The organism is Pseudoxanthomonas winnipegensis (assembly GCF_030322905.1).
GTDB lineage: Bacteria > Pseudomonadota > Gammaproteobacteria > Xanthomonadales > Xanthomonadaceae > Pseudoxanthomonas_A > Pseudoxanthomonas_A winnipegensis.
The window spans coordinates 695,655-720,820 of sequence record NZ_CP095475.1; the positions used below are offsets into that span (position 1 = coordinate 695,655).

The window sequence follows — 25,166 nt, forward strand, 5'->3', positions numbered from 1 at the left end:
CCGAAGCAGAACCCCCAGCGCGTCATTCCCGCGGACGCGGGAATCCAGGGACCTCGCTCTTCGCCTTTGCCGGCGCGTCAACGGACGCCCGCCGCCTCGCCCAGCCAGCAGCGCTCGCCGCAAACCTACTGCCCCGCCTCCGCATCCACGCCCTGCCGCCACCGCTTCACCGTCCCCGTCTCGATCTCGAACAGATCCAGCACCCGTCCCACCGTATGGTCGACCATCGCATCGATCGACTCCGGACGCGCATAGAACGCCGGCACCGGCGGGGCGATGATCGCGCCCATCTCCGAGAGCTGGGTCATGCTGCGCAGGTGGCCGGTATGCAGCGGCGTCTCGCGCACCATCAGCACCAGGCGGCGGCGCTCCTTCAGCACCACGTCGGCGGCGCGCGTGAGCAGGCTGGAGGTCACGCCGGTGGCGATCTCGGACATCGAGCGCATCGAGCACGGCGCGACGATCATGCCGCGCGTACGGAACGAGCCGGAGGAGATCGAGGCGGCGATGTCCTGGTGCGCATGGACCTGCGTGGCCAGCGCCTTGACCTCGGCGATCTTCAGGTCGGTCTCGTGGGCGATGGTGATCTCGGCGGACTTGGACATCACCAGGTGCGCGGGGATCCGCAGCGCCTTGAGCATCTCCAGCAGGCGCACGCCATAGATCACGCCGCTGGCGCCGGAGATGCCGACGATGAGCGGCGGGTTCTGCTGCGGGTCTGCACGCATCGGCTGGTCTCCTGAGTCGGCCATCACGGCGTGGCGCCGGCCACGCCCGGCGCCTGGTAGATGTGCTTGAGTTCGGTGAAGTCGGCCAGCGCGTCGTAGCCGTGCAGACGGCCCAGGCCGCTCTGGCGATAGCCGCCGGTCTCCACTTCGGCCAGCAGTCGGTTGTGCTCGTTGATCCACACCGTGCCGTTGCGCAGGGCGCGGGCCACGCGCAGGGCGCGCGCGCCGTCGTGCGTCCACACGCTGGCCGACAGGCCGAACACGGTGTGGTTGGCCCGCGCGACGGCCTCGTCCTCGTCCTCGAACGACTCCAGCACCAGGAACGGGCCGAAGATCTCGTCCTGGACGAAGTCGGCGCCGCTGTCGCGGTGATACACCAGCGCGGGCTTGAAGAACGCGCCTTCGGCCAGCGCGCCGTCGGGCACGCCGCCGCGCAGCAGCACCTGGTCGGCGAGCTCGCAGGCCTGGGCGACCTGGGCGGCGACGCCATCGCGCGCGCGCCGGTCGATCAGCGGGCCGATCTGCGAGGCCGGATTGATGCCGGGGCCCAGGCGCAGCGACTCCAGCGCGCCGGTCAGCGCCTGCTTCATCTCCGAGAGCCTGCTCTTGTGCACCAGCACGCGCCGCGCCGCGGTGCACTGCTGGCCGGAGAGGATGGTCGCGGCGGCGGCCAGCCTGGGCGCGACCGCGTACACGTCGGCGTCGGGGAACACGAGGCAGGCCGAGTTGCCGCCGAGTTCCAGCGAGAGCTTCTTCATGCTGTCGGCGGCGTTGCGCATGATGGTCTTGCCCACCGCGGTCGAGCCGGTGAAGCAGATCACATCCACCGCGTGCGAGGTGGCCAGCAGCGAAGCGCCGGCGCTGCCGGCTTCGCTGAAGACGTTGGCCACGCCGGCCGGCAGCTGCGGATGCTGCAGCAGCGGGGCCAGGATCGCGGCGTTGAACAGCGTGGTCTGCGCGGCCGGCTTGACCACCACCGTGCAGCCGGCGGCCAGCGCCGGGCCGAGCGCGCGCACCAGCAGCACCGCCGGCGCGTTCCACGGCACGATGATGCCGGCCACGCCGGCCGGCTCGCGCAGCACGGTGGACAGCACGCCGGGCTCGGGCTCCAGCACATGGCCGGGAATGTGGCGGGCCAGGCCGGCGTAGTACTCGATCTCGGAGATCGCGCCGGCCACCTCGCCGCACGACTGCGCGATGACCTTGCCGTTCTCGAGGGTCAGCAGCTCGGCCAGTGCATCGGCGCGTGCCTGCAGGGCGGCGGCCCAGTCCAGCAGCACGCGCTGGCGCAGGCGCGGCGAGGCGGCCCAGGCGCCATGATCGAAGGCGCGGCGCGCCGCGTCGATGGCGGCCTGCGCCTCGGCCGCGCCGCCGTCGGCGTACTGGCCTAGGGCCTGGCCGTTAGCCGGGTCCTGGCTGGGAAGGAAGGCGGTGCCGACGGCCTTGCCGTCGATCCAGTGCATGGCGGGGGAACGGGTCACGGAAGCGTCCTGGGTGCATGGCGCACGACGATCCGGACGCGTCTGTGGCGGGACATCCCGCGCGGGAAGGCGCCGGCCCGCGGCCGCGCCGATGCGCGCTGCATCCCACCGCGCCTCCCGACCGCCGCGCCCGGAGGAAATCGAGGCTCGGCGGCGGCGCGCCCGCGGACGGCGCGCCACTCCCGAGGGCGACGCTAGCGCGGGCTGGGCATCAAGTCTAATAATCAGTCTTTATTTTTTTTATCAGATGATCTGATAAGGATCGGCTCCAGCGCCTCGCGCGTCTCGTGCAGCGCCTCGCGCAGGCGCTCGACCAGCAGCATCGCCGCCGGCCCCAGCGGATGCCGCGCCTGGTGGATGACGACCAGATGGCGGGTGATCCGCGAGCGGCCGATCGAATACCCCACCAGCGAGCCATCCAGCAGCTGCCGGTGCACGGCGATGCTGGGCAGCACGGTGAACCAGTCGCTGCGCGCGACCAGGTCGGCGATGGAGTCGGTCGAGTCGATCTCCAGCTGCGGTTCCAGCTCGACGGTGAGCCCGGCCATGTGGCGCTCCAGCTCGGCGCGCAGGCCGTGGCGCTTGGACGGCAGCACCAGCTTCAGCGCGGCCACGTCGCCGAGCGAGCGGATCTTCGGCGGGGCGTTGCCGCGCGCGCCGACCAGGACCATCTCTTCCTCCAGCAGCGGGATCATCTCCAGCCCCAGGCGGCGCGCCGGCCGGTTGATCACCGCCACGTCCAGGCGGCCGGCGTTGACCCATTCGATGAAGGTCTGCGAATAGCCATCGGCGATGGAGATCCGCACGTCCGGATAGTCGGCCGAGTAGGCCATCAGCACGCCGGGAATCACGCTGCGCGTGACCGAGGACAGCACGCCGATGGAGACCTCGCCGGAGACGGTGCCCGACAGGTTGGCCATATGCGTCATCGCCGCGGCCAAATCGCGCTGGATCGGCGTCACCAGCCGATGCAGCGTGCGGCCGGCGGCGGTCGGCACCATGCGCTTGGGCGTGCGCTCGAACAGCTTCTGTTCCAGCTCGCGCTCCAGCTTGGCGATCTGCATCGACAGCGCGGGCTGGACCACGTTCATGCGCTGCGCCGCGCGCGTGACGCTGCCTTCTTCGTACAGCGCCAGGAAGTAATTGATCTGTCGCAGGTCCATCGCCCCTCCGGGATGAGGTCAGAAAATCTGATGGATCATATCTAAATTCATTATTTGGAATTATCGACTTCCTGGGCGAGGCTGCGGCCGTTGCCCCTTCCGGGGTGCGCCCGTCGGGCTGGCCATCGCCGCCAGGCGCGACGCCGATGCGGCTTCGCCGCGCACGGCCACAACGCGAGCAACGTTCATCCATTTCCGAGGAGGGGAAACATGAGCGGAACCACGACCTCGCCAGGCGGGGCGACGGGGGCGGCTGCGCCCATTCCACCGCGCAAGGTGCTGCTTGCGGCCTTCGCCTCCACCTTCGGGTGGGCGCTGGATCTGTTCGACCTGTTCCTGCTGCTCTACGTCGCCCCGATCGTGGGCCGGCTGTTCTTCCCCTCGCACACGCCTACGCTGTCGCTGGCGGCGGTCTATGCCTCGTTCGCGGTGGCGCTGCTGGTGCGCCCGCTGGGCTCGGCCGTGTTCGGCGCCTATGCAGATCGCAAGGGCCGCAAGCTGGCGCTGATGGTGGCGATGGTCGGCGTCGGCCTGGCCACCGCGGCCTTCGGCGTGCTGCCGACCATCGAGCAGGTCGGCCTCCTGGCGCCGGTGCTGTTCCTGGTGCTGCGCGTGGTGCAGGGCCTGTTCGTCGGCGGCATCGTGGCCTCCACCCACACCATCGGCACCGAGTCGATCCCGCCGCGGTATCGCGGTCTGGTGTCCGGCCTGGTCGGCGGCGCCGGCGCCGGCATCGGCGCGCTGATGGCCTCCTTCGCCTACTTCGTGCTGTCGGGCATCTTCCCCGATGCGCAGTTCGACCAGTGGGGCTGGCGCTTCATGTTCTTCACCGGGCTGATCAGTACGGCCTTCGGCCTGATCATGTTCAAGTTCCTCGAGGAATCGCCGGTCTGGAAGCAGTTGCAGGAGGCCAAGGCCAGCGGCAAGGTCGCCGCCGCGCCGAAGGTCTCGCCGCTGCGGCGCGTATTCGGCCGCGAGTACCGCAAGGTCATGCTGGTCAACCTGCTGATCACCTTCGGTGGCGGTGCGACCTATTACCTGACCTCCGGCTACCTGCCGACCCTGCTCAATCTGGTGGCCAAGGTGCCGCACGGGGAGAGCTCGCACATCCTGATGTGGGGCTCGGTGGCGGTGATCGTCAGCGCGCTGTTCTTCGGCTGGCTCAGCGACAAGGTCGGGCGCAAGCCGAGCTTCATCGTCGCCGGCCTGGCCGCGCTGGTCGGCCTGCCGCTGCTGTTCCATGGCATGAGCGGTGCGGCCGGTTCGGTCGACACGGTGCTGCTGTACGCGGTGGCGATCTCGCTGATCGGCGGCGCGGCGATCGCGCCGATCATGATCTTTCTCAACGAGCGCTTCTCCACCGATCTGCGCGCCAGCGGCACCGGACTGAGCTGGAACATCGGCTTCGCCCTGGGCGGGACCATGCCGACCTTCGTGTCCCTGGCCAGCGCCACGCCCGCGCAGATTCCGACGGTGCTGGCGGTGTTCACCGGCGTGATCGGCCTGATCTACCTGATCGGCGCGGTGGTCATCCCCGAGACGCGCGGCAGGACGCTTTAGACCGCGCGCGATCGCCCAGGCCCCGCGCCGGGTGGTCCGCTCGCGACTCCTTGCCGGCACCCGGGCGTGCCGGTGTTCCCACACGGCGCGCGCAGCCCCTGGCGTGCGGCCGACCGATGGAGGCAACCATGGCTGATTCCAATCCCCGATCCGGCAACACGCACGGCGCGCTGTCGTTGCGTCAGTGGCTGGACCGCCTGTCCGCGCGCGGCGAGCTGGCCGAGGCCCGCGACGGGCTCAGGCTGCGGCACGAGATCGCGGCGGTCGCGCACAAGCTGGACGGGCGCCAGGCCACGTTCTTCCCCAGGCCCGATGGCGCGCATGCGATCCCGGTGATCTCCGGCATCGTGTCCGACCGTGGCTGGATGGCCGAGGCGCTGGGCGTGGCGCAGGACGAGCTGCTGGCGCGGTTCCAGCACGCAGCGTCCAACCCGATTCCGTGGAAGGAGGTCGGCGACGCCCCCGCGCAGGAGGTGGTGCACACGCAGATCGATCTGCTCAGGCAGCTGCCGATCCCCACCCACAACGAACACGACAGCGGCGCCTACATCACCGCCGGCCTGCTGATCTCGCGCAGCCCGGAAACCGGCATCCAGAACGTCGCCATCCACCGCTGCCAGATCAGCGGCAAGAACCGCATCGGCGTGCTGCTGCTGCCGCGCCACACCGACCACTACTACCGCATGGCCGAGAAGGACGGCAAGCCGCTGCAGATGGCCATCGCCATCGGCGTGGACCCGGCCACGCTGCTGTCCTCGCAGGCGATCGTGCCGGTGGACCACGACGAGCTGGAGATCGCCGGCGCCTTGCACGGCCAGCCGCTGGAGGTGGTCAAGTGCACCACCAACGAGGTGCGCGTGCCGGCGCAGGCCGAGATCGTCATCGAGGGCAGGCTGCTGGCCGACGAACGCGAGGAGGAAGGGCCGTTCGGCGAATTCCCGCAGTACTACGGCGAGCGCGCGCGTCGCCATGTGATCGAGGTCGATGCGATCACCCATCGCCGCGATGCGGTGTTCCACACCATCGTCGGCGGCGGCCTGGAGCACCTGCTGCTGGGCGCGATCCCGCGTGAGGCCACCATCCTCAATGAGCTGCAGCGCAGCTTCCCCGGCGTGCGCGATGTGCACCTGGCCCTGGGCGGGGTCGGCCGCTATCACCTGTACGTGAAGCTGGACAAGCGCCAGAACGGCGAGGGCAAGAACGTCATCCTCGGCGCGTTCGCCGCGCACTACGACATCAAGCATGTGGTGGTGGTCGACACCGACGTGGACATCCATGACCCGCAGGAAGTCGAGTGGGCGGTGGCCACGCGCTTCCAGGCCGATCGCGATCTGGTGGTGATCGGCAACAGCCAGGGCTCCAAGCTCGATCCGTCCACCGACGATGGCGTGGGCGCCAAGATGGGACTGGACGCCACCATCCCGGTCGATGCCCCGGAGATGAAGTACAAGCGCATCCGCATTCCCGGCGAGGACACGCTGGATCTGGAATCCGTCATCACCAATCGCCACGACTGGCGCGGCGCATCCGACCGCGTCGCCTGAACACCTTCGGGAGGGGGAGCATCATGGGCAAGTGCAAGATCGCCGTATGCGTCACGATGGCGCTGGCGGCAGGCATTCCCTGCGCGCGGGCGCAGATGGCCAGCCAGGACGCCGGCTATCCGCTGGCCGCGCAGGGCTGGGGCGGCAAGACCGGCCCCGACACCTGGATGTCGCGCTATGTGGAGGACTGGACCGCGCTGCGCGATCCGGCCAAGCGCACCGGCGTGTTCGACGGACTCAAGTACATCCCGTTCAACGACAGCGGCGACACCTATCTCAGCGTGAGCATGGAGCAGCGCTTCCGCGGCGACTATTACAGCGCCATCGGCCTGCGCGAGGGCGCGGCCTCGCAGTCGCCGTGGCTGTATCGTGCCTTCCTCGGTGCGGACCTGCATGTGGGCGAGCACGTCCGCGCGTTCACCGAGCTGGCGCATGGCGGTTACGACGGCCGCAACGTCACCAGCTTCCCGGCTTCGCAGCGCGACGACGCGTTCCTGCAGCAGGCCTTCGTCGATCTGACCGGCAAGTGGGGTGATGCCGAGGTCGGCGTACGCGTGGGGCGACAGGATTTCCAGGACGGCCCGCAGTGGCTGGTGACCACGCGCGAGAACTCCAACACCCGCGTCACCTTCGATGGCGTGCGTGCGTGGGCGATCGGTGCGGACCGTCGGCTGGACGTGTTCGACTACCGCTATGTCGATCAGCGGGGCGGCTATTTCGACGACGGCACGCTGTCGAGCAAGCGCTTCAGCGGTGCGCTGGCCGGCTTCCGGCTGGCGGGCACCGGCCCCTACCTGGAGCCTTTCTGGTTCCATGCCCGCGACGACAACAAGGCCTGGGGCGGCAAGGTCGAAAGGGAAACGCGCGACTACTTCGGCATGCACTTCTACGGCACGCACGGCGCGCTGACGTTCGACACCGCCGCGATGTACCAGACCGGCGACTTCGGCGAGCGCGACCTGCGCGCCTACTCGGCGTACTCGACCTTCAACTGGAAGCTCTCCGGCATCGGCTGGGCGCCACAGGTCGGCTTCCACGCCGACCTGAGCTCCGGCGGCGGCGCCTATGGCAGCGGCACGCTGCGCAACAGCTCGATCCTCTTCGGCAGCGGGCCGTACCACAGCTGGGCGACCTGGTTCGGCAGCACCAACTACATCGCCTTCGCGCCGATGTTCCAGTTCGCGCCGAGCAGGACCACCAGCGTGCAGCTGCAGTATCAGCGGATGTGGCGCCAGAGCACCGATGACGCCATCTACAGCGGCGCCGGCACCGCCTATGCCGGCACGCAGCGGACCGACGGCAGGCGCATCGGCGACCTGCTGCGGCTCAACGCCACCTGGAAGGTCAGTCGGTATGTGGCGTTCACTGCGCGCGCCGAGCGCTTCCTGGCCGCGGCGGCGATGGAGGATGCCGGCTACGGCGACGCCACGTTCTTCGGCGGGTTCATGACGTTCCGCTTCTGAGGGATGCCTTGGGCCTGCTGAGACCCGCCCGGTCGAGGAGGCCTCTTCCGGTTGCTGTACCGCAGCGCACGGACGAAAGTGCAATAGGCAGCGCGAGGGGGCGGTCCGCTAGAATTTCAGTCCTCTTTCCCGGCGGATATCGCGATGGTCCCGACGTCTTCAGCGCGCCCGATGCGCGGCAAGGTGTATGAGAGCGCGCAGGCGGCGCTCGATGGCGTGGTGGCGGACGGCCAGACCCTGGCGGTCGGCGGCTTCGGCCTGTGCGGCATCCCCGAGGCGCTGATCGCCGCGCTGCGCGACACCGGCGTGCGCAACCTCACCGTGATCTCCAACAACGCCGGCGTCGACGGCTTCGGCCTGGGCCAGCTGCTGGCAACGCGCCAGATCCGCAAGATGATTTCGTCCTACGTGGGCGAGAACAAGGAGTTTGAGCGGCAGTTCCTGTCCGGCGAGCTGGAGCTGGAGTTCAACCCGCAGGGCACGCTGGCCGAGCGCCTGCGCGCCGGCGGCGCGGGCATCCCGGCCTTCTTCACCGCCACAGGCTACGGCACGGTGATCGCGCAGGGCAAGGAGACGCGCGAGTTCGACGGCAAGCACTACGTGCTGGAGACCGCGCTGCGTGCCGATGTGGCCCTGATCAAGGCGTGGAAGGCGGACACCGCCGGCAACCTGCTGTTCCGCAAGACCGCGCGCAACTTCAACCCGGCCTGCGCCATGGCCGGGCAGGTGTGCGTGGCCGAGGTCGAGGAGATCGTCGAGGTCGGCAGCTTCGATCCCGACCAGGTGCATCTGCCGGGCATCTATGTCGATCGCCTGGTCCTCAACGCGCATCCGGAGAAGCGCATCGAACAACGCACCGTGCGTGCCGCAGGAGACAAGTGATGGCCTGGACCCGCGAACAGATGGCCGCGCGCGCCGCGCAGGAGCTGGCCGACGGCATGTACGTCAACCTCGGCATCGGCCTGCCGACGCTGGTGGCCAACTACATTCCCGAGGGCGTGGACGTGTGGCTGCAGTCGGAGAACGGCCTGCTGGGCATCGGCCCGTTCCCGAGCGAGGACGAGGTGGACGCCGATCTGATCAACGCCGGCAAGCAGACCGTGACCGCGCGGCCTGGCGCCAGCTTCTTCGGCAGCCACGACTCGTTCGCGATGATCCGCGGCGGCCATATCGATCTTGCGATCCTGGGCGCGATGCAGGTCAGCGAGCGGGGCGACCTGGCCAACTGGATGGTGCCCGGCAAGATGGTCAAGGGCATGGGCGGGGCGATGGACCTGGTCGCCGGCGTCAAGCGCGTGGTGGTGCTCATGGAGCACGTGGCCAAGGACGGCAGCCACAAGCTGCTGCCCGACTGCGATCTGCCCCTGACCGGCGTGGCCGTGGTCGACCGCATCATCACCGACCTGGGCGTGTTCGACGTCACCGCCGAGGGCCTGAGGCTGGTGGAGCTGGCCGAAGGGGTGAGCCGCGAGGAGGTCGAACGTAAGACCGGGGTGAAAGTGTCCTGATCAGCGTGGTGCGAGCTGCGCCTGCACCGTGATCGCGCCGCGACCGGTGTAGGCGTCCTCGACCTGTAGCGCCTCCAGCCATGCGCCGGCGCGCCACTGCCCTGCGCCAAGGCATGCCAGGGGCGCCTGTACCAGCGCCGGATCGAACGTAAGCTCGAACAAAAACGGGCCGGCCACCTCTGCCAGGTCGCGTACAAACGCCATCGCGCCCGAATGGACCTGCTCGAGTAGCGCGAGATCCTGGTCGCGCAATTCGTGCGCGGCGTGCTCGCTTTTCAGTCCTTCCGCATCGCGTCTGAACCTGAGGAACTGGCCTTGCGGGGCGGTAAGCAGCGTTTCCAGCAGCAAGTCGTGGCGTGACACAGGCGAGGGCGCTGCGGCCGGTGCGCGAGCGTCCTCGTAACGCGCCCAAGCGCGCTGGGCCGTCGCGTCCAATTCGTCGATGCGCGCGTTGACGGCGAAGTAAGCCGCGTCGATCGGCCTACCCGTCACGCGCCCGAGAAGCTTCTGGATGGTGCCGGAGTAACCGATGTCGGCCAGCAGCAGCGGACCCTCCGCGGTCACCGTGTGCCAGTAAGCCAGGTAATCCTTGCGTTCGATCTCGGCGATAGCCAGCAGCGCCGCCATGGCCGGGGCCAATCGGGCCGCCAGCGTCGCGCGCATGTCAGGCAGATAGACCGGGGCTTGAAGGGCGTGTTGCCCGAGCACGGCCTGCACGGCGGAGACGGCCTCCTTCCCCAGGCGCGATTGCAGCAGCTGTTCCAAGGTGCCGTTGAAGGTATTGCCGAGCAACGCATCAAGATCGGCGGGTTCGCGAAGACTGGGCGTCCCGACGCCGCGCCTGGATGCCAGCAGGTAATGCGTGGCGACGGGATCGGCCAGGCGGGCGGCCTGTTGCGCGGCACCGAAGGCGCGTTCCAGCAGATGGCCTTCGCGTGCCAGGAACAGAATCTGCGCTGTGCCGGTCTCGCGCGCGATTCGTCCAAGCCAGGCGCTGTAATCGACCAGGAGCGGTCCTAGTACCAAGTAGCCGAGCGTGTAGGGGTCGGGCAGGGCAAGCGCGTCGCCGAAACGGTGCGGCTCACGGTCGGCCAGGTCGGCCAGGGAGCGCGTGAGCAGGCCCAGCAGAAGCTGGTCCGGCCAAGACGTTTCGGTGCCCAGCGAGGGACGCAACGAGCGTAGAGCGGGCACCACATCCAGCAGCGCATCAGCGCGCAGGACATGGACCGGGGTGAGATAGCCTCGATCCTGTGGCAGCTGCACATCGGAGCGCTCGTTGTCGCCCACGTGCAGCCACTGTGTTGCCGGCGTTGATTCCAACGCGGGCAACGCGTCCCAGGCGCTGCCGTCGTCCTTGCGCTGCTGGGTTTGGCAGGACACGTAGCAGTGGTCCGTCAGCCGCCAGACCGCATCGGGCAGCGCGCGCTGCAATTGCGCCGCAGTCAGATACATATCGGAGACCGCAATGATCCGGCCCACGCTTCGACGCAGGTTGCTGATCGACCGAAGTACTTCGTCGCGTGGCCGCAAGAGTCTGGCCTCGCACTCCAGCTCCATGTCCATGAGCGCGGCGGCGGTCTGTGCGCTTGGACCGGCTGGCAGGGCCGACATCGCGGCGTAGATCTGTGCCAGATCGACATCGCCTCCGTTATGTGCCCGTGCTCGCTGTTCGGCCTGCTGTCGAAGCGCGGCGAAGTCCGAGATGCCATGTGCGTTGCGTATCAGTTCGCCTAGGTAAGCGCGCGCGCCGCTGGGGTAGAGGAATGGCCGTGTGGCCAGCGTGTCGAACAGATCGACCGACACGAGCCGTGCCTGCAGCGCCGCGACCGTGATCCGCGTCTGCATGGGTTCCTGAAAATAGCTGCGCCAGTTGCGCGCACCTTCGTCGCTCAGCGTCTGTGTGCCATCGCCGGGCAGGATTCCGGCGATGAAGCCGGCGCTGCGCGCGGTCAGCACCAGCAGCCGTTCGATCGCGTGCTGGGTCGTACCGTCGGTCTGGCCCTGTTCCTCGGGAAAGTCGGAGAGCGCAAGCTCAAGATCGAGGAGGGGGCGCAGCGCGTCCACGCGTGCCCAGAACATCGACCCGGCCGGAAAGTCGAAATAGCGCTGGGGCTCGATGCTGATACCCATGGAAGCGGCCAGCGACTGGCCGGCCTGCACATTCCCCAACCAGGTGTGCGCCCACAGCGGCACGCCGGGATAGCTTTCTGGATAGACGATGCCCAATTTGGGCTCGGCCAGAAACATGCCGAGCACCCAGGCGATGCGTGCGCGGTCGCCCAGCAGTCGGTCGAGCAGATAGGTGCGCCAGTTCGATTGCTCGCTGCCGGTATACAGCGACTTTTTCGTGTGCACATGCGCCACGACGTCGAACGTGGCGATCTGCTGGCCGAAATGCACGAAGAACGGCGCGATGTCGCGCCCCCGGTTGGGAACTTGTTGGACGTGCAGGGCTTCAAGATTTGCGAGAGCGGAGAAGCTGATCCGGCATCGCGCTGCGGTTTGCTCATCGACGACTGACACCATCAAGGTGTAGCGGATCGGCATCTGTTGCAGGTAGCTCGCCAGCTCGTCGATGAGGTCTGCGTAATAGACATGGGCCATGATGCCCACGCGCAGATCGCTTCCCTCCAGCGGCAGGGCCTCGGGGAACCGGAATCCCGCCGGCGGCGCTGTGTGCTGCAGGGTCTGCCCGGCGCTTCTGAAGCGCCGCATCAGTCCGCGGAGGCCGAGCGCGCGCGCCAGTTGCCAGGCGCGCTGGAGAACCGTGAGCAGCCCCTTCCAGCCGCCGCCATGGCGCGCGACGAGGCCGCGCACCGTGCGCTGTGCGCTGGTCAGATGTCGCAGCATGGCCACAGGGCGCGGAGCGTGCGGCTGGCGCGGGGACAGGGGTGCAGAATAAGCGTCACAAGCACGGCAAAGTGGATTGAGTAGACAGATGCATTCTAGGAGCTTGGGCCGCCGAAACGTTCGTGGTGAACGCCTCGCTCAGCGCGACCGGTTCGATGACGAAGCATTGGCAGGCCGCGTCAGCCTGCAGACCGACTGGCTGTCCGCGCACGCGGCCCACGTGTTGTGCGAGACCTTGTCTGTCCAGACGCCCTGGTCCGTCCACCGCATCCGCCTGTTCGGGCGCTGGGTGGATTCGCCGCGGCTGAGCTGCTGGATCGGCGATCCGCAGGCGGTGTATCGGTATTCGGGGCAGACCTTCGCGCCGCATCCGTGGACGCAGGCGCTGGCGGCGCTGCGCGATCGCCTGCGCGAGGAGCTGGGGGTGCCGTTCAACAGTGTGCTGGCCAACCTGTACCGCGACGGGCGCGACGCGATGGGCTGGCACAGCGATGACGAGCCGGAGCTGGGGGCCGAGCCGGTGATCGCCTCGCTCAGCCTCGGCGCGGCGCGGCGCTTCGTGCTGCGCCGGCGCGACGACCACGCGGTCAAGCAGACGCTGGTGCTCGCGCCGGGCAGCCTGCTGGTGATGCGTGGGGCCTGCCAGCGCGACTGGCAGCATGCGCTGCCGCGCACCGCCAAGCCGGTGGGGCCGCGCCTCAACCTCACCTTCCGCCACATCCGGCCGCTACGGCGCTGAAAGCTAGGCCGGACGCGGCAGCCGCGTTCAGCAGATCTACGGGGAGGCGCGTGGCGGCGTGGCGGGCTGCGCGGCGGCGGTGGTCAGCGTCCAGCCGACGATCTGACCGGTCAGCTGCACCAGCGCCTGGTCGAAGGCCGGCACCACCTGGGCGATGTCCGTGCCGGCGGCCGGCTGGGCGGCGCTGAAGGTGCGCGAGGCGAGCACGCTCTGGTCGAGGTTGCGCACCAGCTTGGCATTGACCACCAGCGTGGCCGCCGGCGTGGCGCCGCCGGCGTAGTCCGATTCGAAGCGGCGCACGTCCAGCAGCAGCTTGTAGGTGCCGTGGATGCCGGATTCGGCGCTGCCGACGCCGCCAGTCTTGCCGCTGTCCTCGAACGTGCGCAGCACCGCATCCTCCAGCATGCTGGTGGCGCTCTGCGCCCAGGACACGCCCTTGTAGACCTGCAGCTCGTCGGGGCTCGGGCGCACGGCGATGCGCGCGCTGTCGAGCAGGCGCGGCGCGGTCGGCTTGGTCACCACGATCGAGGCCGCCACCTGCGGCCAGGCTGGGTCGGGCGTCACCTGCACGGGCGGTGCGTAGATGGTGGTCGGCGTGCGCGCGCCGCCGCCCAGCAGGGACGAGCAGCCCGCCAGGGCCAGGGTCGAGGCCAGCGTCAAAAACAGCAGCGGCGCCTTCATTTGGGTTCGAACTCCTTGGGTGCGTCGCGGCCAAGCAGGTAGCGCGCGGGGTTGCCTTCCAGCCGGTCGCTGACCTGGCGCAGGTCGCGGATCAGGCCGCGCAGTTCGCCCAGCGTGGGCCCGAGCTGGCCCAGGCCGTCGTTGGCGAAGCTGTTGATGGCCTGGCGGTTCTCGCCCAGGATCGCATCGGCGTTGCCGGCGGCCGAATCGAGCTTGGCCAGGGCGGCGTCCAGCTTGGCCAGCGTGGCCGGCAGCTGCTGCACGACGTGGCGGTCCAGGTCGCTGAGGGTGCCGTTGGCGGTGGTCAGGGTGCGGTCCAGGTTCTGCGCCGCGTCGCGCGCGGACACCAGCAGCGCCTGCACGCCGGCCTCGCGGTTGGCGATGTCGCCGCTGATCGACTGCAGGTTCTGCAGCGTGGAGGAGATGGCCGCCACGTTCTTGTCGCTGAGCACCTGATCGAGTTTCTCGACGATGCGGTTGGCCGTGTCGGTGATGTTCTGCAGCGCCGAGGGGCTGGTGCGGATCACCGGCACGTCGCGCTTGTCCACCTCGGTCAGCGCGCGCGACTGCGGCGAGCCGCCACTGAGCTGGATGATCGATGGGCCGGTCAGGCTGGTGATGGCCAACTTGGCGGTGGTGTCGGTCTTGACCGGGGTGCTCGAATCCAGGCGCAGCTGGGCGATGACCTGGCTGGGGTCGTTGGGCGCCAGCGACAGCTTGGTGATCGAACCGACCGCGATGCCGTTGTACTGCACCGGGCTGCCCACGCTCAGGCCGGTGACGGCCTCGCGGAACACCACCTGGTAGGCCTGGAAGCTGCGCTCGGACGAATACTTGGCCGCCCACAGCCCGAACAGCAGCAGGCCGATGCCGACGATGATGGTGAAGGCGCCGATCAGGACGTAATTGGCCTTGGTCTCCAAATCCGGTGCTCCGCTAGTCGTTAACGCGCATCGCGCGCGGCCCGGGCCCGTGGCCCGTGGAAGTATTCCTGCACCCACGGGTGATCGAACTGCTCGACCTCGGACAGCGGCGCGTTGACCACCACCTGCTTGTCCGCCAGCACCGCCACGCGGTCGCAGATAGCGTACAGGGTGTCCAGGTCGTGGGTGATGATGAACACGGTCAGGCCCAGCGCTTCCTGCAGGGTCTTGATCAGCGTGTCGAACGCGGCCGCACCGATCGGGTCCAGCCCGGCGGTGGGCTCGTCCAGAAACAGCAGCGGCGGGTCCAGCGCCAACGCGCGGGCGATGCCGGCGCGCTTGCGCATGCCGCCGGACAGCTGCGAGGGCAGCTTGTTGACCGTGTCGGCCGGCAGGCCGGCCAGCTTCACCTTCAGCAGGGCCAGTTCGTAGCGGAAGGTCTCGGGCAGCTCGGGGTGGTGCTCCTTCAGCGGCACCTGCACGTTCTCGCCCACGGTCAGCGAGGAGAACAGCGCGCCGTCCTGGAACAGCACCCCCGTATTGCGCTCGATGCGCTGGCGCGCGGCGCGGCCGCCGTGGCGCGCGTCTTCGCCCAGCACCTCGATCTGGCCGGCCTCGGGGATCTGCAGCCCCAGGATGCTGCGCATCAGCACCGACTTGCCGGTGCCCGAGCCGCCGACGATGCCGATGATCTCGCCGCGCCGCACGGTCAGGTCCAGCCCGTCGTGCACGGTCTGCGCGCCGAAGCGGTTGACCAGCCCGCGCACGCGGATCACCGCGTCGGTCTGGTCCTGTCCGTCCTGCTGTGCATCGTCAGGCGCGGGCGTGGCGGCGAGCGCGTTCACCAGCCCACCTGCATGAACCACAGCGCGGCGAAGGCGTCGATCACGATCACCAGCGAAATCGTCTGCACCACGCTGGAGGTGGTGCGCTCGCCCACCGACTGCGCCGTGCCCTGCACCTGCAGGCCTTCCAGGCAGCCGATCAGGCCGATCACCATGGCGAACACCGGCACCTTCACCAGGCCGACCAGCATGTGCCGCAGTTCGATCGTGTCGTGCAGGCGTGCCAGATACATCTGCGGCGGGATGTTGAGATCGAAGGCGCCGACCGTCACGCCGCCGGCCAGGCCAGCCATCATCGCCACGAAGGTCAGCAGCGGCAGGGTGAACAGCAGCGCGAGCAGGCGCGGGATCACCAGCAGGTCGATCGGGTCCAGGCCCAGCGTGCGGATCGCATCGACCTCCTCGCGGCTCTTCATCGCGCCGATCTGGGCGGTGAACGAGCTGGCGGTGCGGCCGGCCACCACGATGGCGGTCATCAGCGGCGCCAGCTCGCGCAGGGTGGCGATCGAGACCAGCTCGACCACATAGATCTGCGCGCCGAAGTCGCGCAGGATCGTCGAGCCCAGGAAGGCGATCACCGCGCCGACCAGATAGGACAGCAGCGCCACCAGCGGCACCGCGTCCAGGCCGACCTGCTCCATGTGGTGCACGGTGGAGGTCAGGCGCAGGCGGTGCGGCTCGTGCACGATGCGCATCAGCTTGACCAGGTTCTCGCCGGTGAAGCTGACCAAGGCCATGATCGCCCGGCCGTTCTGCTGGACCTGGTAGCCCAGGCGCGCCAGCGCGGCCAGGAAGCCGTAGTCGCGCTTCTTGCGGGGCCGGTCGTCGACCACGTCCTCGATGCTGGACACCAGCGCCTGGTGATCCTGGCGGAACAGCAGGTTCTCCAGCGGCAGCTTGTTGCGGCTGGCGTAGCGCAGCAGCGCCAGCACGCCGGCCGAATCCAGCCGCGACACCCCGGTGGCGTCCAGCGTCTGCGCGTCCTCGGGGATGGCGGTGAGCTGGCGGCCCACATCCAGGGCGCAGGCCAGCGTCCAGTTGCCCAGCAACCGGGCCCGCGTGGGCTCGGCCGGGTCGATGCGGACCTCGGGCTGTGTCGGGGCGGGCGTGGTCATGGCGGTCTGGCCGCGAGCATACAGGCTATGCCGGTGAAGGTCAGGGTCACGCCCACCAGGGCCCGGCGGCCCAGCGGTTCGCGCAGCCACAGCGCGCCCAGGATGACCAGAAAGACAGAGGCCGACTCGTTGAGGATCGCCGCCACCGCCGCCGGCGCGTACTTGTAGCCGCCCAGCCACAGCACCATCGACAGACCCTGTCCGCACAGCGCGGCCAGCACCAGCCGGCCCCACGGCACCGGTCCGGGGTCGAAGCGGAAATGCGCGCGCGTGCGCGGCCACGCCGCCAGCGCCAGCAGGCCGGCCACCGCGCCGAGCAGGCGCAGCAGGGTGATCCACAGCAGCGCATGCGCCTCCAGCACGCGCTTGAGCATCACGATCGACACCGCCATCAGCGCGATCGAGGTCGCGCCGATCAGCACCCCGCGCAGCGCATGCGCTGGCCGGGCCTGCCAGATGCCCGTGGGCCGCGCGATCAGCAGCACGCCGCCGGCCACCAGCGCGAAACCCAGCCACTGCCACGGGCCCAGCCGCTCGCCCAGGAAGGCATAGCCCATCAGCAGCACCAGCGGGCTGTAGAGGTTGCCGACCACGCCCATGCGTCCCGCGCCGAGCTCGTTGAGCGCGCGGAAGTACAGCGTGTCGGCCACGGCGATGCCCATGATCCCGCTGACCAGCGTCAGCAGCAGCGCGCCGGCGCTCAGGCTGGGCAGCTGGCCATGGGTGGAGACCAGCGCCAGCGGGGTCAGCGCCAGCAGCACCAGGCCGTTCTTGAACAGGTTCAGCGTCGGCGGCGGCAGGGTGCGGCCCAGCTGGCGGGCCAGGATCACCCCGAACGCCCAGGTCGCCGCGCTGCCCAGCGCCATGGCTTCGCCCAGGCCGATGTTCATGGGGAGCAGGGGAGCGGCATGGGCACGCGGTCGTGAAAAGAGCAGCCCATCAGTGTAGGAGAACGCGCGCCCCCGCCTACACTAGGCGTCAACTCCCGAAGCCGTGTCGATGTCCCGTCCCCCCGCGCCCGCCACCTACGCCCAGCGCATCGCCTTTGTCTGCGAGATCGCCGCGCGGCTGCATCGCTACGGCACCACCGCCCAGCGCCTGGAGGGCAGCATCCTGGCCCTGTCGGCGCAGCTGGGGCTGGACTGCGAGCCCTGGTCCAACCCGACCGGCATGATCCTGAGCTTCAGCGATCCCAAGCGCGCGCTGGGGGCCAGCGACACGACCCGCGTGATCCGCCTGGCCCCGGGCGAGAACGATCTCTACAAGCTCAGCGAAGCCGACCGCATCGCCGACGCGGTGGCCGGCGGGCAGATGAGCCTGGCCGAGGGCCATGCCGCGCTGCGCGCGCTGGACCAGCTGCCCACGCGCGGTTTCCGCCTGATGCAGATCCTGGCCTACGGGCTGGCCGCCGGCGGCGTGGCCGGGCTGTGGCGGCTGCCGTGGCTGGACATCGCCACCGCCACGCTGATCGGCCTGCTGATCGGCGTGCTCTCGCAGCTGACCGACCGTCGCCCGCAGCTGCGCGAGGCCAGCGATGCCATCGCCTCGCTGGTGGCCGGCCTGGTGGCCATCCTGATCTCCAATCTGGTCGGCCCGCTCAACCTCAACTCGGTGATCATCACCGCGCTGGTCGTGCTGCTGCCCGGCATGAGCCTGACCAACGCCTTCAACGAGCTCACCAGCCAGCACTGGGTGTCGGGCACGGCGCGCTTCGCCGGCGCGGTCACCACGGTGATCAAGCTGGCCGTGGGCAGCATCATCGCCGTCACCCTGGCCCAGCTGCTTGGCCTGTACCCGGAGGTGCGCGCGCTGCGGCCGCAGCCGGACTGGGTGGAATGGGGCGCGCTGGTGATCAGCGCCTTCGCCTTCGCGGTGCTGTTCAAGGCGCATCGGCGCGATTACCCCTGGGCGATGGGGGCGGCGATCTGCGGATATCTGATTTCGCGTTACGCCGGCAAGGCCTGGGGCAGCGAGGTCGGCCTGTTCCTGTCGGCGCTGGTGATGACGGCGCTGGGCAATGCATTCGCGCGTTATTACAACCGGCCCGGTGCGCTGATCCGGCTGCCCGGCATCATCATGCTGGTGCCGGGCAGCGCCAGCCTGCGCGTGCTGATGAATCTGGCCAGCGGGGCCAATAGTCCGGATTCGACCCTGCTGGTGGTGCTGCAGATCCTGATGGCGCTGGTGGCCGGCCTGCTGTTCGGCAACCTGCTGATCTCGGCGCGCAAGGCGCTCTAGCACTTCGATTTGATTGCGCGTGAAAACAAAAACGCCGGCAATGCCGGCGTTTTTGTTTGTGCGAGGAGAGCCGGATTATTTCTTGCCGGACTTGATCAGGAAATCCTCGACCTTCTTGCCGCTGGCGACCAGCGCGGCCAGCCAGCGCGGCTGCTTGCCGCGACCGGTCCAGGTTTCCTTGCTGTTGGCCGGGTTCCGGTACTTCGGCGCGACCTTGCCCAGCTTGCGGCCGGCGGTCGGGGATTTCTTGGCGGCCTTGCCGCGGGTCGGCGCGGCGCTGCCGCCGCCGAACAGTTCCTCGATGGTGTAACCCTCGGCCTTGGCGAACTTCAGAATGCGGGCACGGACCTTGGTGATGGGCGTGCGCTTGGAGATCACGGTCTGGCGTTTCTGGGCCTGGGTAATCAGCGAGGCCAGTTCTTTGGCCGACAGGCCGGACAGATCAATCGACATCGAATAACTCCGGAAAGGGAAGGGATAACCATGCCCATCCTTGGCGAAAGCGGACCGATCCTAATCCAATCGGGTTATCGATGACAAATGTTTTTTATTATTCGCCAATATGACAAAGCCGGCATGCGCCGGCTTTGTCGATTCCAAGGCGGGAGATTCCCGCGCCGATCAGCCCGCGCGCAGGCGCTCGAACAGGGCGGCCTTGTCCAGGTTCTCGGCCGCCTCGGCGCGGCGCGCGCGGTACTCGAAGGTGCCGGCGGCCACGCCGCGTTCGGACACCACCACCCGATGCGGAATGCCGATCAGCTCGATGTCGGCGAACATCGCGCCCGGGCGCAGGCCGCGGTCGTCGAGCACCGCATCCAGGCCGGCCGCCTGCAGCTCGCCCAGCAGCGATTGCGCCGCCTCGCTCACCGCCGCATCGCCCTTCGGGTTGATCATGCACACGGCCACCTGCCACGGCGCCATCGCGCTCGGCCAGATGATGCCGTTGGCGTCGTGGTTCTGCTCGATCGCCGCGGCCACGATGCGCGAGACGCCGATGCCGTAGCAGCCCATCGACATCACCGCGGCCTTGCCGGTCTCGTCCAGCACGGTGGCGCCCAGGGCCTGGGCGTACTGCTTGCCGAGCTGGAAGATGTGGCCGACCTCGATGCCGCGCGCGAGCTTGATCTGCCCGCCGTCGGCGGCCAGGTCGCCTTCGACCACGTTGCGGATGTCGGCCACCGCGTCGGGCTCGGGCAGGTCGCGGCCCCAGTTGACCCCGGCGATGTGGAAGCCGGCCTCGTTGGCGCCGACGACGAAGTCGGCCAGCGCCGCGACCTCGCGGTCGGCGATCACGCGGATGGCCTTGGCCGGCTTTACGGGTCCGAGGAAGCCGGGCTGGCTGCCGAGGTGCTCCAGGATCTCGGCCTCGGTGGCCATGCGGTAGCCGGCCATGCCGGCGACCTTGCCCAGCTTGATCTCGTTGACCTCGTGGTCGCCGCGCACCAGCGCCAGCACGAAGCCGTCCTCGCTCATGGTGGCGATCGACTTGACCGTGCGCTGCAGCGCGATGCCCAGCAGCGCGGCCACGTCTTCGCAGGTCTTCTGCGTGGGCGTCTCGACGCGGCGCAGGGCTTCGCCGGGCGCCGGGCGCGGCGCGGGCTCGGCCGCGATGGCGGCCTCGACGTTGGCCGCGTAATCCGAGGCGGTGGAGAAGGCCAGCGCGTCCTCGCCCGAGCCGGCCAGCACGTGGAATTCCTGCGAGGCATCGCCGCCGATGGCGCCGGAGTCGGCCAGCACCGCGCGGAACTCCAGCCCCAGCCGGGTGAAGATGCGCGTATAGGCCGCATGCATGTTGCGGTACTCGCGCACCAGATCATCGGCGTGCAGATGGAAGGAGTACGCATCCTTCATCAGGAACTCGCGCGAGCGCATCACGCCGAAGCGCGGCCGGATCTCGTCGCGGAACTTGGTCTGGATCTGGTAGAAGTTCACCGGCAGCTGCTTGTAGCTGGACAGCTCGTTGCGCGCGAAGTCGGTGATCACTTCCTCGGCGGTGGGCGCGTAGCAGAACTCCTGCTCCTTGCGATCCTTGATCTTCAGCAGCTGCGGGCCGAACTTGGCCCAGCGCCCGGACTCCTCCCACAGCTCGCGCGGCTGGATGGTCGGCATCAGCAGCTCGATCGCGCCGGCGCGGTTCATTTCCTCGCGCACGATCGCCTCGACCTTGCGCAGCACGCGCAGGCCCAGCGGCGACCAGGTGTACAGGCCCGAGGCCAGCTTGCGGATCATGCCGGCGCGCAGCATCAGCTGGTGGCTGACCAGCTCGGCGTCGTTGGGGGTTTCCTTGGTGGTGCGGAGGTGGAACTGCGACAGGCGCATCGTGGAGGTATCGCTGGCGGAAAGCCGCCATTTTGCCAGCTGCGCGCCACGCGCGCCGGTCGGCTGGGCGCGACCGGCCCGGGGATGGAGGACAGGCCCTAGCGGGCGCTGTCGCGGTCCAGCGGGATGCGCTCGTAGGCGGTGCCGGCCGGGGGCGGGCGGTCGGTGATGTGCAGCACGCCGTCGGCGTCGTGCCAGCGGTACAGCGAAGGCCGCGGCTGGCCCTGCGCCTGCGCGGCCTGGGTGACGTGACGCGCCGGGTGGCCGAACCACCAGGCCAGGCCGCCGCCGAGCAGCAGCAGCGCCAGGACCGCCCAGACGACCCGCATCGTCGCTCAGGCGCCCGGCGGCCGGGTGCTGCCCTCGGCCTTGGCGGCGCTCGGCGTGCAGTAGGCCTTGACCGCCGCTTCGGCCAGCTCGCGCTGGCTGGCGCGCTCGCTGTCGGTCAGCAGCGCGCCCGGCTTGCCGTCGGCGCCGGCCTGGCGCACCGGGGCGTTGTTGGACAGGATGCGCTGGTTCAGGCGCGCGGTCGTGCACTGCGCGTTTTCGGCCGGGGCCTCCTTGGCGCCGGCCGTGGCCTCGCCGCGCGCCATCGCGTCGGCCGGGTTGATCTGCCGGCCCTGCAGATTGCTCTTGGGCGGCGGCACGTCGGAGTAGTGGGTCACGCCCTGGGCGTCCTTCCACTGGTACATGCTCTGGGCGTTGGCCAGCGGCGCCGCCAGCAGGGCCGACAGGATCAGGCAGGTGGACAGGCGCATGGCAGGCTCCGGGATGGCACAGCGGGCGGAATGGCGGCGATTGCAGCACCCCGGGCCCGCACTGGCAAGCGCCGGCATGACGGCGTGAGGGCCGCCGGCAACGCTAAACTGTGGGAATGGACCCGCTTCCCCAGCCCACCCGTGCGCGCGGCATGTATCTGCTGCCGAACCTGTTCACCACCGCCGGGCTGTTTTCCGGCTTCTACGCGATCATCGCCGCGTCCAATGGCGAATTCGTGTCCGCCGCGATCGCGGTCTTCGTCGCCGCGCTGATGGACGGCGTGGACGGCCGCGTGGCCCGCCTGACCGGCACCAGCAGCGAGTTCGGCGTGCAGTACGACTCGCTGGCCGATCTGGTCAGCTTCGGCATGGCCCCGGCCCTGGTGATGTACCACTGGTCGCTGTCGGCGCTGAAGCTGGACGGGGAGATCATCGGCCGGGTCGGCTGGGCGGTGGCCTTCCTCTACGCGGCCTGCGCGGCGCTGCGCCTGGCGCGGTTCAACACCCAGGTCGGCACGGTGGACAAGCGCTGGTTCGTCGGCCTGGCCAGCCCGGCGGCGGCTGGGCTGATGATGTCCTTCGTCTGGGCCTTCGCCGACGGCAAGCTGGAATGGACCGGCGAGCAGCTGCGCTATGTCGCGCTGGGCGTAACCATCGTGGCGGCGCTGCTGATGGTCAGCCGCATCCGCTTCTGGAGCTTCAAGGGCAGCGGCAAGGGCGGCGCCAAGGCCGACCGCATCCCTTTCCTGCTGGTGGTGCTGGTGCCGGTGGTGATCGCGGTGCTGGTGATCGACCTGCCGCGCACGCTGTGCGTGATCGGCGTGCTGTACGCGCTGTCCGGCCCGGTGATGTGGGCCCTGCAGCGCCGGGGGCGCCGGGAGCCGGCGGCGTGAGCGAAGCCGGCAGCCCGCTGTGGACCGGCGAGCAGCACGCCTGGCTGCGTGCGCTCGGCCACACCGTGTGGGTGCCGGGCCAGCTGGCCGCTGCGGAAGCGCCGGCCTTGGACGCGCCGGCCGCGCCCGTGCACCGGCCGCCCGCGCCGCCGGCGCAGCCCGCGCGCGAAGCAGCCCCGCCGCCCGCGCCCTCCGCGCCGCCGCGCCGTCCGCCGCCTGCCGCAGCCACCGACAGCGCGCCGGTCGCGCCACGCCGTGCGCCGCCGCGCGGCTCGCTGCTGCCGGACCGCCTGCGGATCGAGCTGCTGCGCGCCTCCGGTCTGAACCCCAATACGCCCGAGGCCGCGGCGATCATGGCCGCCTGGCCCGACAGCGCGAGCCTGCGCGGCAACGCGGCGGCCAAGCGGGCGCTGTGGCCGCAGCTGCGCGCGCTGCGCCGCAAGCGCCTGCCGTGAGCGCGGTCCAGTCCGACGCCGGCGGTGCCGCCAGCCTGCGGCCGATGCGCGAGGCGGACCTGGACGCGGTCATGGCGATCGAGCAGCGCGCCTATCCCTTTCCGTGGACGCGCGGCATCTTCCGCGACTGTCTGCTGGCCGGCTATCCGGCCTGGCTGCTGGTCGAACACGGGCTGACGATCGGCTACGGCGTGATCAGCCTGGCCGCCGACGAGGCGCACATCCTCAATGTCTGCGTGGCGCCCGAGCGCCAGGGCCGCGGCCTGGGCCGCCAGCTGCTGCGCGCGCTGGTGCAGGGCGCGCGCGAGCGCCGTGCCGAGCGGGTGTTCCTCGAGGTGCGCCCGTCCAATCCGCATGCCATCGCGCTGTACCACAGCGAAGGCTTCAACGAGATCGGCCGCCGCCCGCGCTACTACCCGGCCAAGGACGGGCGCGAGGACGCCATCGTCATGGCGATCGAACTGATCGACGGCGAGATCGACCGTATGCCGCCGCTGTAGGGCGCTGCCTCGTGTCGTGCGGCTGATCGAAAGCAGAAATACTTCGTGGGAGCCGCCATGGCGGCGATGAGGCTCTACCGGTAAAGCCCCGTCGCCGCCATTGGACAAAAAGGCCACAAGGGCGGCCCCGCCTGTAGAGCGGAGCTTGCTCCGCTGCGTTTCGGCCGGATCGTTGGGAAGCCTCAGCGGAGCCCCCAAGAGGGGATTGCCACAAGCTCCGCTCTACAAGTCGGCTGCGACTCGATCTGAGGGGCCGTTGCTCCCACAAAATCCTTGATGCCATGCCGGCTTGCTCAAGCCAGCCGCAGCACCGCCACACCCAGGGCGATCACCCCCGCAGCGAGCGAACGCGCCCGTGGTGGCCGCTCCTTGAGCAGCAGCACCGAGATGCCCAGGCCGAACACGATCGCGCTTTCGCGCAGGGCCGCCACCAGCGCGACCGGCGCGCGGGTCATCGCCCACAGCGCCAGGCTGTAGGACAGCAGCGTGCCCACGCCGCCCGCCAGGCCGCGCGCGGCGTTGCCGCGCAGGTAGGCGAGGAAGGCCGCGCGCCGCGCCAGCAGCGCCCAGGCCAGCAGCGGCAGGGCGGTCATCGCGAACAGCCACAGCGTATAGCTCAGGGGATGGCCGGAACGGCGCGCGCCGGCGGCATCCAGCAGCGTGTAGCCGGCGATCACCGCGGCATTGAGCAGGGGCAGGGCGGCGTGGTGCAGGCGACCACTGCCCAGCGCCATCGCCAGCACGCCGGCACACACCACGACGATGCCCAGCCAGGCGAGCGGTGCCAGGTGTTCGCCCAGCCACAGCACGCCGACGACGGCCACCAGCAGCGGCGCGGCGCCGCGCATCAGCGGATAGGCCTGGCTCATGTCGGCCACGTGGTAGCAGCGCGCCACCAGGGCGAAGTACAGCGCCTGCAGCAGGGGCGAGACCGCCAGGAACGGCCAGCTCGCCGCGGCCGGCGCGGGCAGGAAGGGCAGGGTGCAGGCCGCGATCAGTGCGGCGAAGCCGGACACCAGCACCGTGGTCAGCAGCTTGTCCGGCGCGCCCTTGACGAGCGCGTTCCAGCTCGCGTGCATCAGCGCGGCGAACAGCACCAGGCAGAAGACGCTTAGTGGCATGGGCAGGCCTGAAGCGGGGATGGGAGTGAGGCTGGGTGGGAGCCGGCATGCCGGCGATGAGGCTTTACCGGGAAAGCCCCATCGCCGGCATGCCGGCTCCTACCAAGCTATCACCAGCCTCACCTCGAGCTATCAGCAGGCTCACCTCGAGCGGTCAGCAGCCTTGCATCAAGCAATCAGCAGGCCCGCATCAAGCATCTGCAGGCTCACCTCAAGCAGCTAGCAGGCTCACCTCAAGCAACTAGCAGGCCCGCTTCAAGCGATCGGCAGGCTCGCACCAAG

The 25,166-nt window shown here is 69.5% G+C and carries 23 protein-coding genes and 1 pseudogene; 10 read left to right on the forward strand and 14 right to left on the reverse strand.

The annotated features are described in order from the left end of the window. Positions 1–125: 125 nt before the first annotated feature. The 3 genes from MWN52_RS02950 to MWN52_RS02960 form a co-directional block, all read right to left on the reverse strand. Positions 126–728, reverse strand: a complete 603-nt coding sequence (locus MWN52_RS02950) for a UbiX family flavin prenyltransferase (RefSeq protein ID WP_130523108.1) — start codon at positions 726–728, stop codon at positions 126–128. Between the two features lie 23 nt (positions 729–751). After that, entirely contained in the window at positions 752–2,209 is a 1,458-nt protein-coding gene (locus tag MWN52_RS02955) for an aldehyde dehydrogenase family protein (RefSeq protein WP_286576546.1), read from the reverse strand. A 224-nt stretch (positions 2,210–2,433) separates the two neighbouring features. Continuing rightward, a complete protein-coding gene (locus MWN52_RS02960; RefSeq protein ID WP_130523109.1) occupies positions 2,434–3,372 on the reverse strand; it encodes a LysR family transcriptional regulator in 939 nt (312 codons plus the stop codon). Positions 3,373–3,582: 210 nt separating this feature from the next. On the opposite strand from MWN52_RS02960, the gene MWN52_RS02965 reads away from it, so the two are divergent. From MWN52_RS02965 to MWN52_RS02985, 5 genes are all read left to right on the forward strand, one after another. Next, positions 3,583–4,932 carry an MFS transporter gene (locus MWN52_RS02965; RefSeq protein WP_286576548.1) on the forward strand — a complete coding sequence of 450 codons (1,350 nt, stop codon included), beginning with the start codon at positions 3,583–3,585 and terminating at the stop codon, positions 4,930–4,932. Between the two features lie 128 nt (positions 4,933–5,060). Next, the gene (locus MWN52_RS02970; RefSeq protein WP_286576550.1) at positions 5,061–6,476 is read left to right on the forward strand and encodes a UbiD family decarboxylase; all 1,416 of its coding nucleotides are present in this window, start codon (positions 5,061–5,063) and stop codon (positions 6,474–6,476) included. 23 nt (positions 6,477–6,499) lie between these two features. Next, positions 6,500–7,939 (forward strand): alginate export family protein, encoded by a 1,440-nt coding sequence (locus MWN52_RS02975; protein WP_286576551.1) that lies wholly within the window; start codon positions 6,500–6,502, stop codon positions 7,937–7,939. Between the two features lie 171 nt (positions 7,940–8,110). Next, on the forward strand, positions 8,111–8,821 hold the full coding sequence (locus tag MWN52_RS02980) for a CoA transferase subunit A (protein WP_130530611.1): 711 nt from the start codon (positions 8,111–8,113) through the stop codon (positions 8,819–8,821). Beyond that, positions 8,821–9,447 (forward strand): CoA transferase subunit B, encoded by a 627-nt coding sequence (locus MWN52_RS02985; RefSeq protein WP_286576553.1) that lies wholly within the window; start codon positions 8,821–8,823, stop codon positions 9,445–9,447. The genes MWN52_RS02980 and MWN52_RS02985 overlap by 1 nt, the downstream gene beginning before the upstream one ends. Here MWN52_RS02985 and MWN52_RS02990 read toward each other — a convergent pair whose 3' ends face one another. Then, complete coding sequence (locus MWN52_RS02990; protein WP_286576555.1) at positions 9,448–12,297, reverse strand: rhamnan synthesis F family protein; 2,850 nt, start codon at positions 12,295–12,297, stop codon at positions 9,448–9,450. It lies immediately after the preceding gene. 166 nt (positions 12,298–12,463) lie between these two features. On the opposite strand from MWN52_RS02990, the gene MWN52_RS02995 reads away from it, so the two are divergent. Beyond that, complete coding sequence (locus MWN52_RS02995; RefSeq protein ID WP_345783505.1) at positions 12,464–13,036, forward strand: alpha-ketoglutarate-dependent dioxygenase AlkB family protein; 573 nt, start codon at positions 12,464–12,466, stop codon at positions 13,034–13,036. Between the two features lie 36 nt (positions 13,037–13,072). On the opposite strand, the gene MWN52_RS03000 is transcribed toward MWN52_RS02995, so the two are convergent. The 5 genes from MWN52_RS03000 to MWN52_RS03020 all read right to left on the reverse strand — a co-directional run bounded on the left by MWN52_RS03000 (position 13,073) and on the right by MWN52_RS03020 (position 17,490). Beyond that, positions 13,073–13,717, reverse strand: a complete 645-nt coding sequence (locus MWN52_RS03000) for an ABC-type transport auxiliary lipoprotein family protein (protein ID WP_286576559.1) — start codon at positions 13,715–13,717, stop codon at positions 13,073–13,075. Next, entirely contained in the window at positions 13,714–14,640 is a 927-nt protein-coding gene (locus tag MWN52_RS03005) for an MlaD family protein (RefSeq protein ID WP_130515304.1), read from the reverse strand. The genes MWN52_RS03000 and MWN52_RS03005 overlap by 4 nt, the downstream gene beginning before the upstream one ends. Positions 14,641–14,660: 20 nt before the next feature. Then, entirely contained in the window at positions 14,661–15,416 is a 756-nt protein-coding gene (locus MWN52_RS03010) for an ABC transporter ATP-binding protein (protein WP_130531012.1), read from the reverse strand. A gap of 65 nt (positions 15,417–15,481) precedes the next feature. Next, on the reverse strand, positions 15,482–16,600 hold the full coding sequence (locus MWN52_RS03015; RefSeq protein WP_130523117.1) for an ABC transporter permease: 1,119 nt from the start codon (positions 16,598–16,600) through the stop codon (positions 15,482–15,484). After that, the gene (locus tag MWN52_RS03020) at positions 16,597–17,490 is read right to left on the reverse strand and encodes a DMT family transporter (RefSeq protein WP_286576560.1); all 894 of its coding nucleotides are present in this window, start codon (positions 17,488–17,490) and stop codon (positions 16,597–16,599) included. Before MWN52_RS03020 ends, MWN52_RS03015 begins: the two co-directional genes overlap by 4 nt. Positions 17,491–17,599: 109 nt before the next feature. On the opposite strand from MWN52_RS03020, the gene MWN52_RS03025 reads away from it, so the two are divergent. Next, positions 17,600–18,838, forward strand: coding sequence for a threonine/serine exporter family protein (locus tag MWN52_RS03025; RefSeq protein WP_130515310.1), 1,239 nt, complete (start codon positions 17,600–17,602; stop codon positions 18,836–18,838). Between the two features lie 93 nt (positions 18,839–18,931). Here MWN52_RS03025 and MWN52_RS03030 read toward each other — a convergent pair. The 4 genes and pseudogenes from MWN52_RS03030 to MWN52_RS03045 all read right to left on the reverse strand — a co-directional run. Further along, positions 18,932–19,291, reverse strand: a pseudogene (locus MWN52_RS03030) (H-NS histone family protein); the annotation flags it as partial. 168 nt (positions 19,292–19,459) lie between these two features. Further along, on the reverse strand, positions 19,460–21,157 hold the full coding sequence (locus MWN52_RS03035) for a proline--tRNA ligase (protein WP_286576562.1): 1,698 nt from the start codon (positions 21,155–21,157) through the stop codon (positions 19,460–19,462). A 98-nt stretch (positions 21,158–21,255) separates the two neighbouring features. Further along, positions 21,256–21,486 (reverse strand): DUF4124 domain-containing protein, encoded by a 231-nt coding sequence (locus tag MWN52_RS03040; RefSeq protein ID WP_286576563.1) that lies wholly within the window; start codon positions 21,484–21,486, stop codon positions 21,256–21,258. A 6-nt stretch (positions 21,487–21,492) separates the two neighbouring features. After that, a complete protein-coding gene (locus tag MWN52_RS03045) occupies positions 21,493–21,915 on the reverse strand; it encodes a DUF4124 domain-containing protein (RefSeq protein ID WP_286576564.1) in 423 nt (140 codons plus the stop codon). A gap of 116 nt (positions 21,916–22,031) precedes the next feature. Here MWN52_RS03045 and pssA point away from each other — a divergent pair, with 116 nt between their 5' ends. From pssA to rimI, 3 genes are read left to right on the forward strand one after another with little or no spacing between them, the layout of a single operon-like run. Next, positions 22,032–22,808: a CDP-diacylglycerol--serine O-phosphatidyltransferase gene (gene pssA / locus MWN52_RS03050; RefSeq protein WP_286576565.1), complete on the forward strand. Its 777-nt coding sequence runs from the start codon at positions 22,032–22,034 to the stop codon at positions 22,806–22,808. Further along, on the forward strand, positions 22,805–23,263 hold the full coding sequence (locus tag MWN52_RS03055; protein ID WP_286576566.1) for a hypothetical protein: 459 nt from the start codon (positions 22,805–22,807) through the stop codon (positions 23,261–23,263). Before pssA ends, MWN52_RS03055 begins: the two co-directional genes overlap by 4 nt. Positions 23,264–23,307: 44 nt before the next feature. Then, positions 23,308–23,763, forward strand: a complete 456-nt coding sequence (gene rimI, locus MWN52_RS03060; RefSeq protein WP_425479877.1) for a ribosomal protein S18-alanine N-acetyltransferase — start codon at positions 23,308–23,310, stop codon at positions 23,761–23,763. A 293-nt stretch (positions 23,764–24,056) separates the two neighbouring features. On the opposite strand, the gene MWN52_RS03065 is transcribed toward rimI, so the two are convergent. Continuing rightward, positions 24,057–24,884, reverse strand: coding sequence for an EamA family transporter (locus tag MWN52_RS03065; RefSeq protein WP_286576567.1), 828 nt, complete (start codon positions 24,882–24,884; stop codon positions 24,057–24,059). Positions 24,885–25,166: the final 282 nt, after the last annotated feature.

Excerpts from the sequence above, each read along its gene's own strand:
- MWN52_RS03045 (WP_286576564.1), bottom strand. The coding sequence starts at position 21,915 with ATGCGCCTGTCCACCTGCCTGATCCTGTCGGCCCTGCTGGCGGCGCCG.
- MWN52_RS03025 (WP_130515310.1), top strand. The coding sequence starts at position 17,600 with ATGTCCCGTCCCCCCGCGCCCGCCACCTACGCCCAGCGCATCGCCTTT.
- MWN52_RS02990 (WP_286576555.1), bottom strand. The coding sequence starts at position 12,297 with ATGCTGCGACATCTGACCAGCGCACAGCGCACGGTGCGCGGCCTCGTC.
- pssA (WP_286576565.1), top strand. The coding sequence starts at position 22,032 with ATGGACCCGCTTCCCCAGCCCACCCGTGCGCGCGGCATGTATCTGCTG.
- MWN52_RS02965 (WP_286576548.1), top strand. The coding sequence starts at position 3,583 with ATGAGCGGAACCACGACCTCGCCAGGCGGGGCGACGGGGGCGGCTGCG.
- MWN52_RS03000 (WP_286576559.1), bottom strand. The coding sequence starts at position 13,717 with ATGAAGGCGCCGCTGCTGTTTTTGACGCTGGCCTCGACCCTGGCCCTG.
- MWN52_RS02950 (WP_130523108.1), bottom strand. The coding sequence starts at position 728 with ATGCGTGCAGACCCGCAGCAGAACCCGCCGCTCATCGTCGGCATCTCC.
- MWN52_RS02960 (WP_130523109.1), bottom strand. The coding sequence starts at position 3,372 with ATGGACCTGCGACAGATCAATTACTTCCTGGCGCTGTACGAAGAAGGC.
- MWN52_RS03035 (WP_286576562.1), bottom strand. The coding sequence starts at position 21,157 with ATGCGCCTGTCGCAGTTCCACCTCCGCACCACCAAGGAAACCCCCAAC.
- MWN52_RS02980 (WP_130530611.1), top strand. The coding sequence starts at position 8,111 with ATGCGCGGCAAGGTGTATGAGAGCGCGCAGGCGGCGCTCGATGGCGTG.
- MWN52_RS03015 (WP_130523117.1), bottom strand. The coding sequence starts at position 16,600 with ATGACCACGCCCGCCCCGACACAGCCCGAGGTCCGCATCGACCCGGCC.
- MWN52_RS03040 (WP_286576563.1), bottom strand. The coding sequence starts at position 21,486 with ATGCGGGTCGTCTGGGCGGTCCTGGCGCTGCTGCTGCTCGGCGGCGGC.
- MWN52_RS02970 (WP_286576550.1), top strand. The coding sequence starts at position 5,061 with ATGGCTGATTCCAATCCCCGATCCGGCAACACGCACGGCGCGCTGTCG.
- rimI (WP_425479877.1), top strand. The coding sequence starts at position 23,308 with ATGCGCGAGGCGGACCTGGACGCGGTCATGGCGATCGAGCAGCGCGCC.
- MWN52_RS02975 (WP_286576551.1), top strand. The coding sequence starts at position 6,500 with ATGGGCAAGTGCAAGATCGCCGTATGCGTCACGATGGCGCTGGCGGCA.
- MWN52_RS03065 (WP_286576567.1), bottom strand. The coding sequence starts at position 24,884 with ATGCCACTAAGCGTCTTCTGCCTGGTGCTGTTCGCCGCGCTGATGCAC.
- MWN52_RS03020 (WP_286576560.1), bottom strand. The coding sequence starts at position 17,490 with ATGAACATCGGCCTGGGCGAAGCCATGGCGCTGGGCAGCGCGGCGACC.
- MWN52_RS02985 (WP_286576553.1), top strand. The coding sequence starts at position 8,821 with ATGGCCTGGACCCGCGAACAGATGGCCGCGCGCGCCGCGCAGGAGCTG.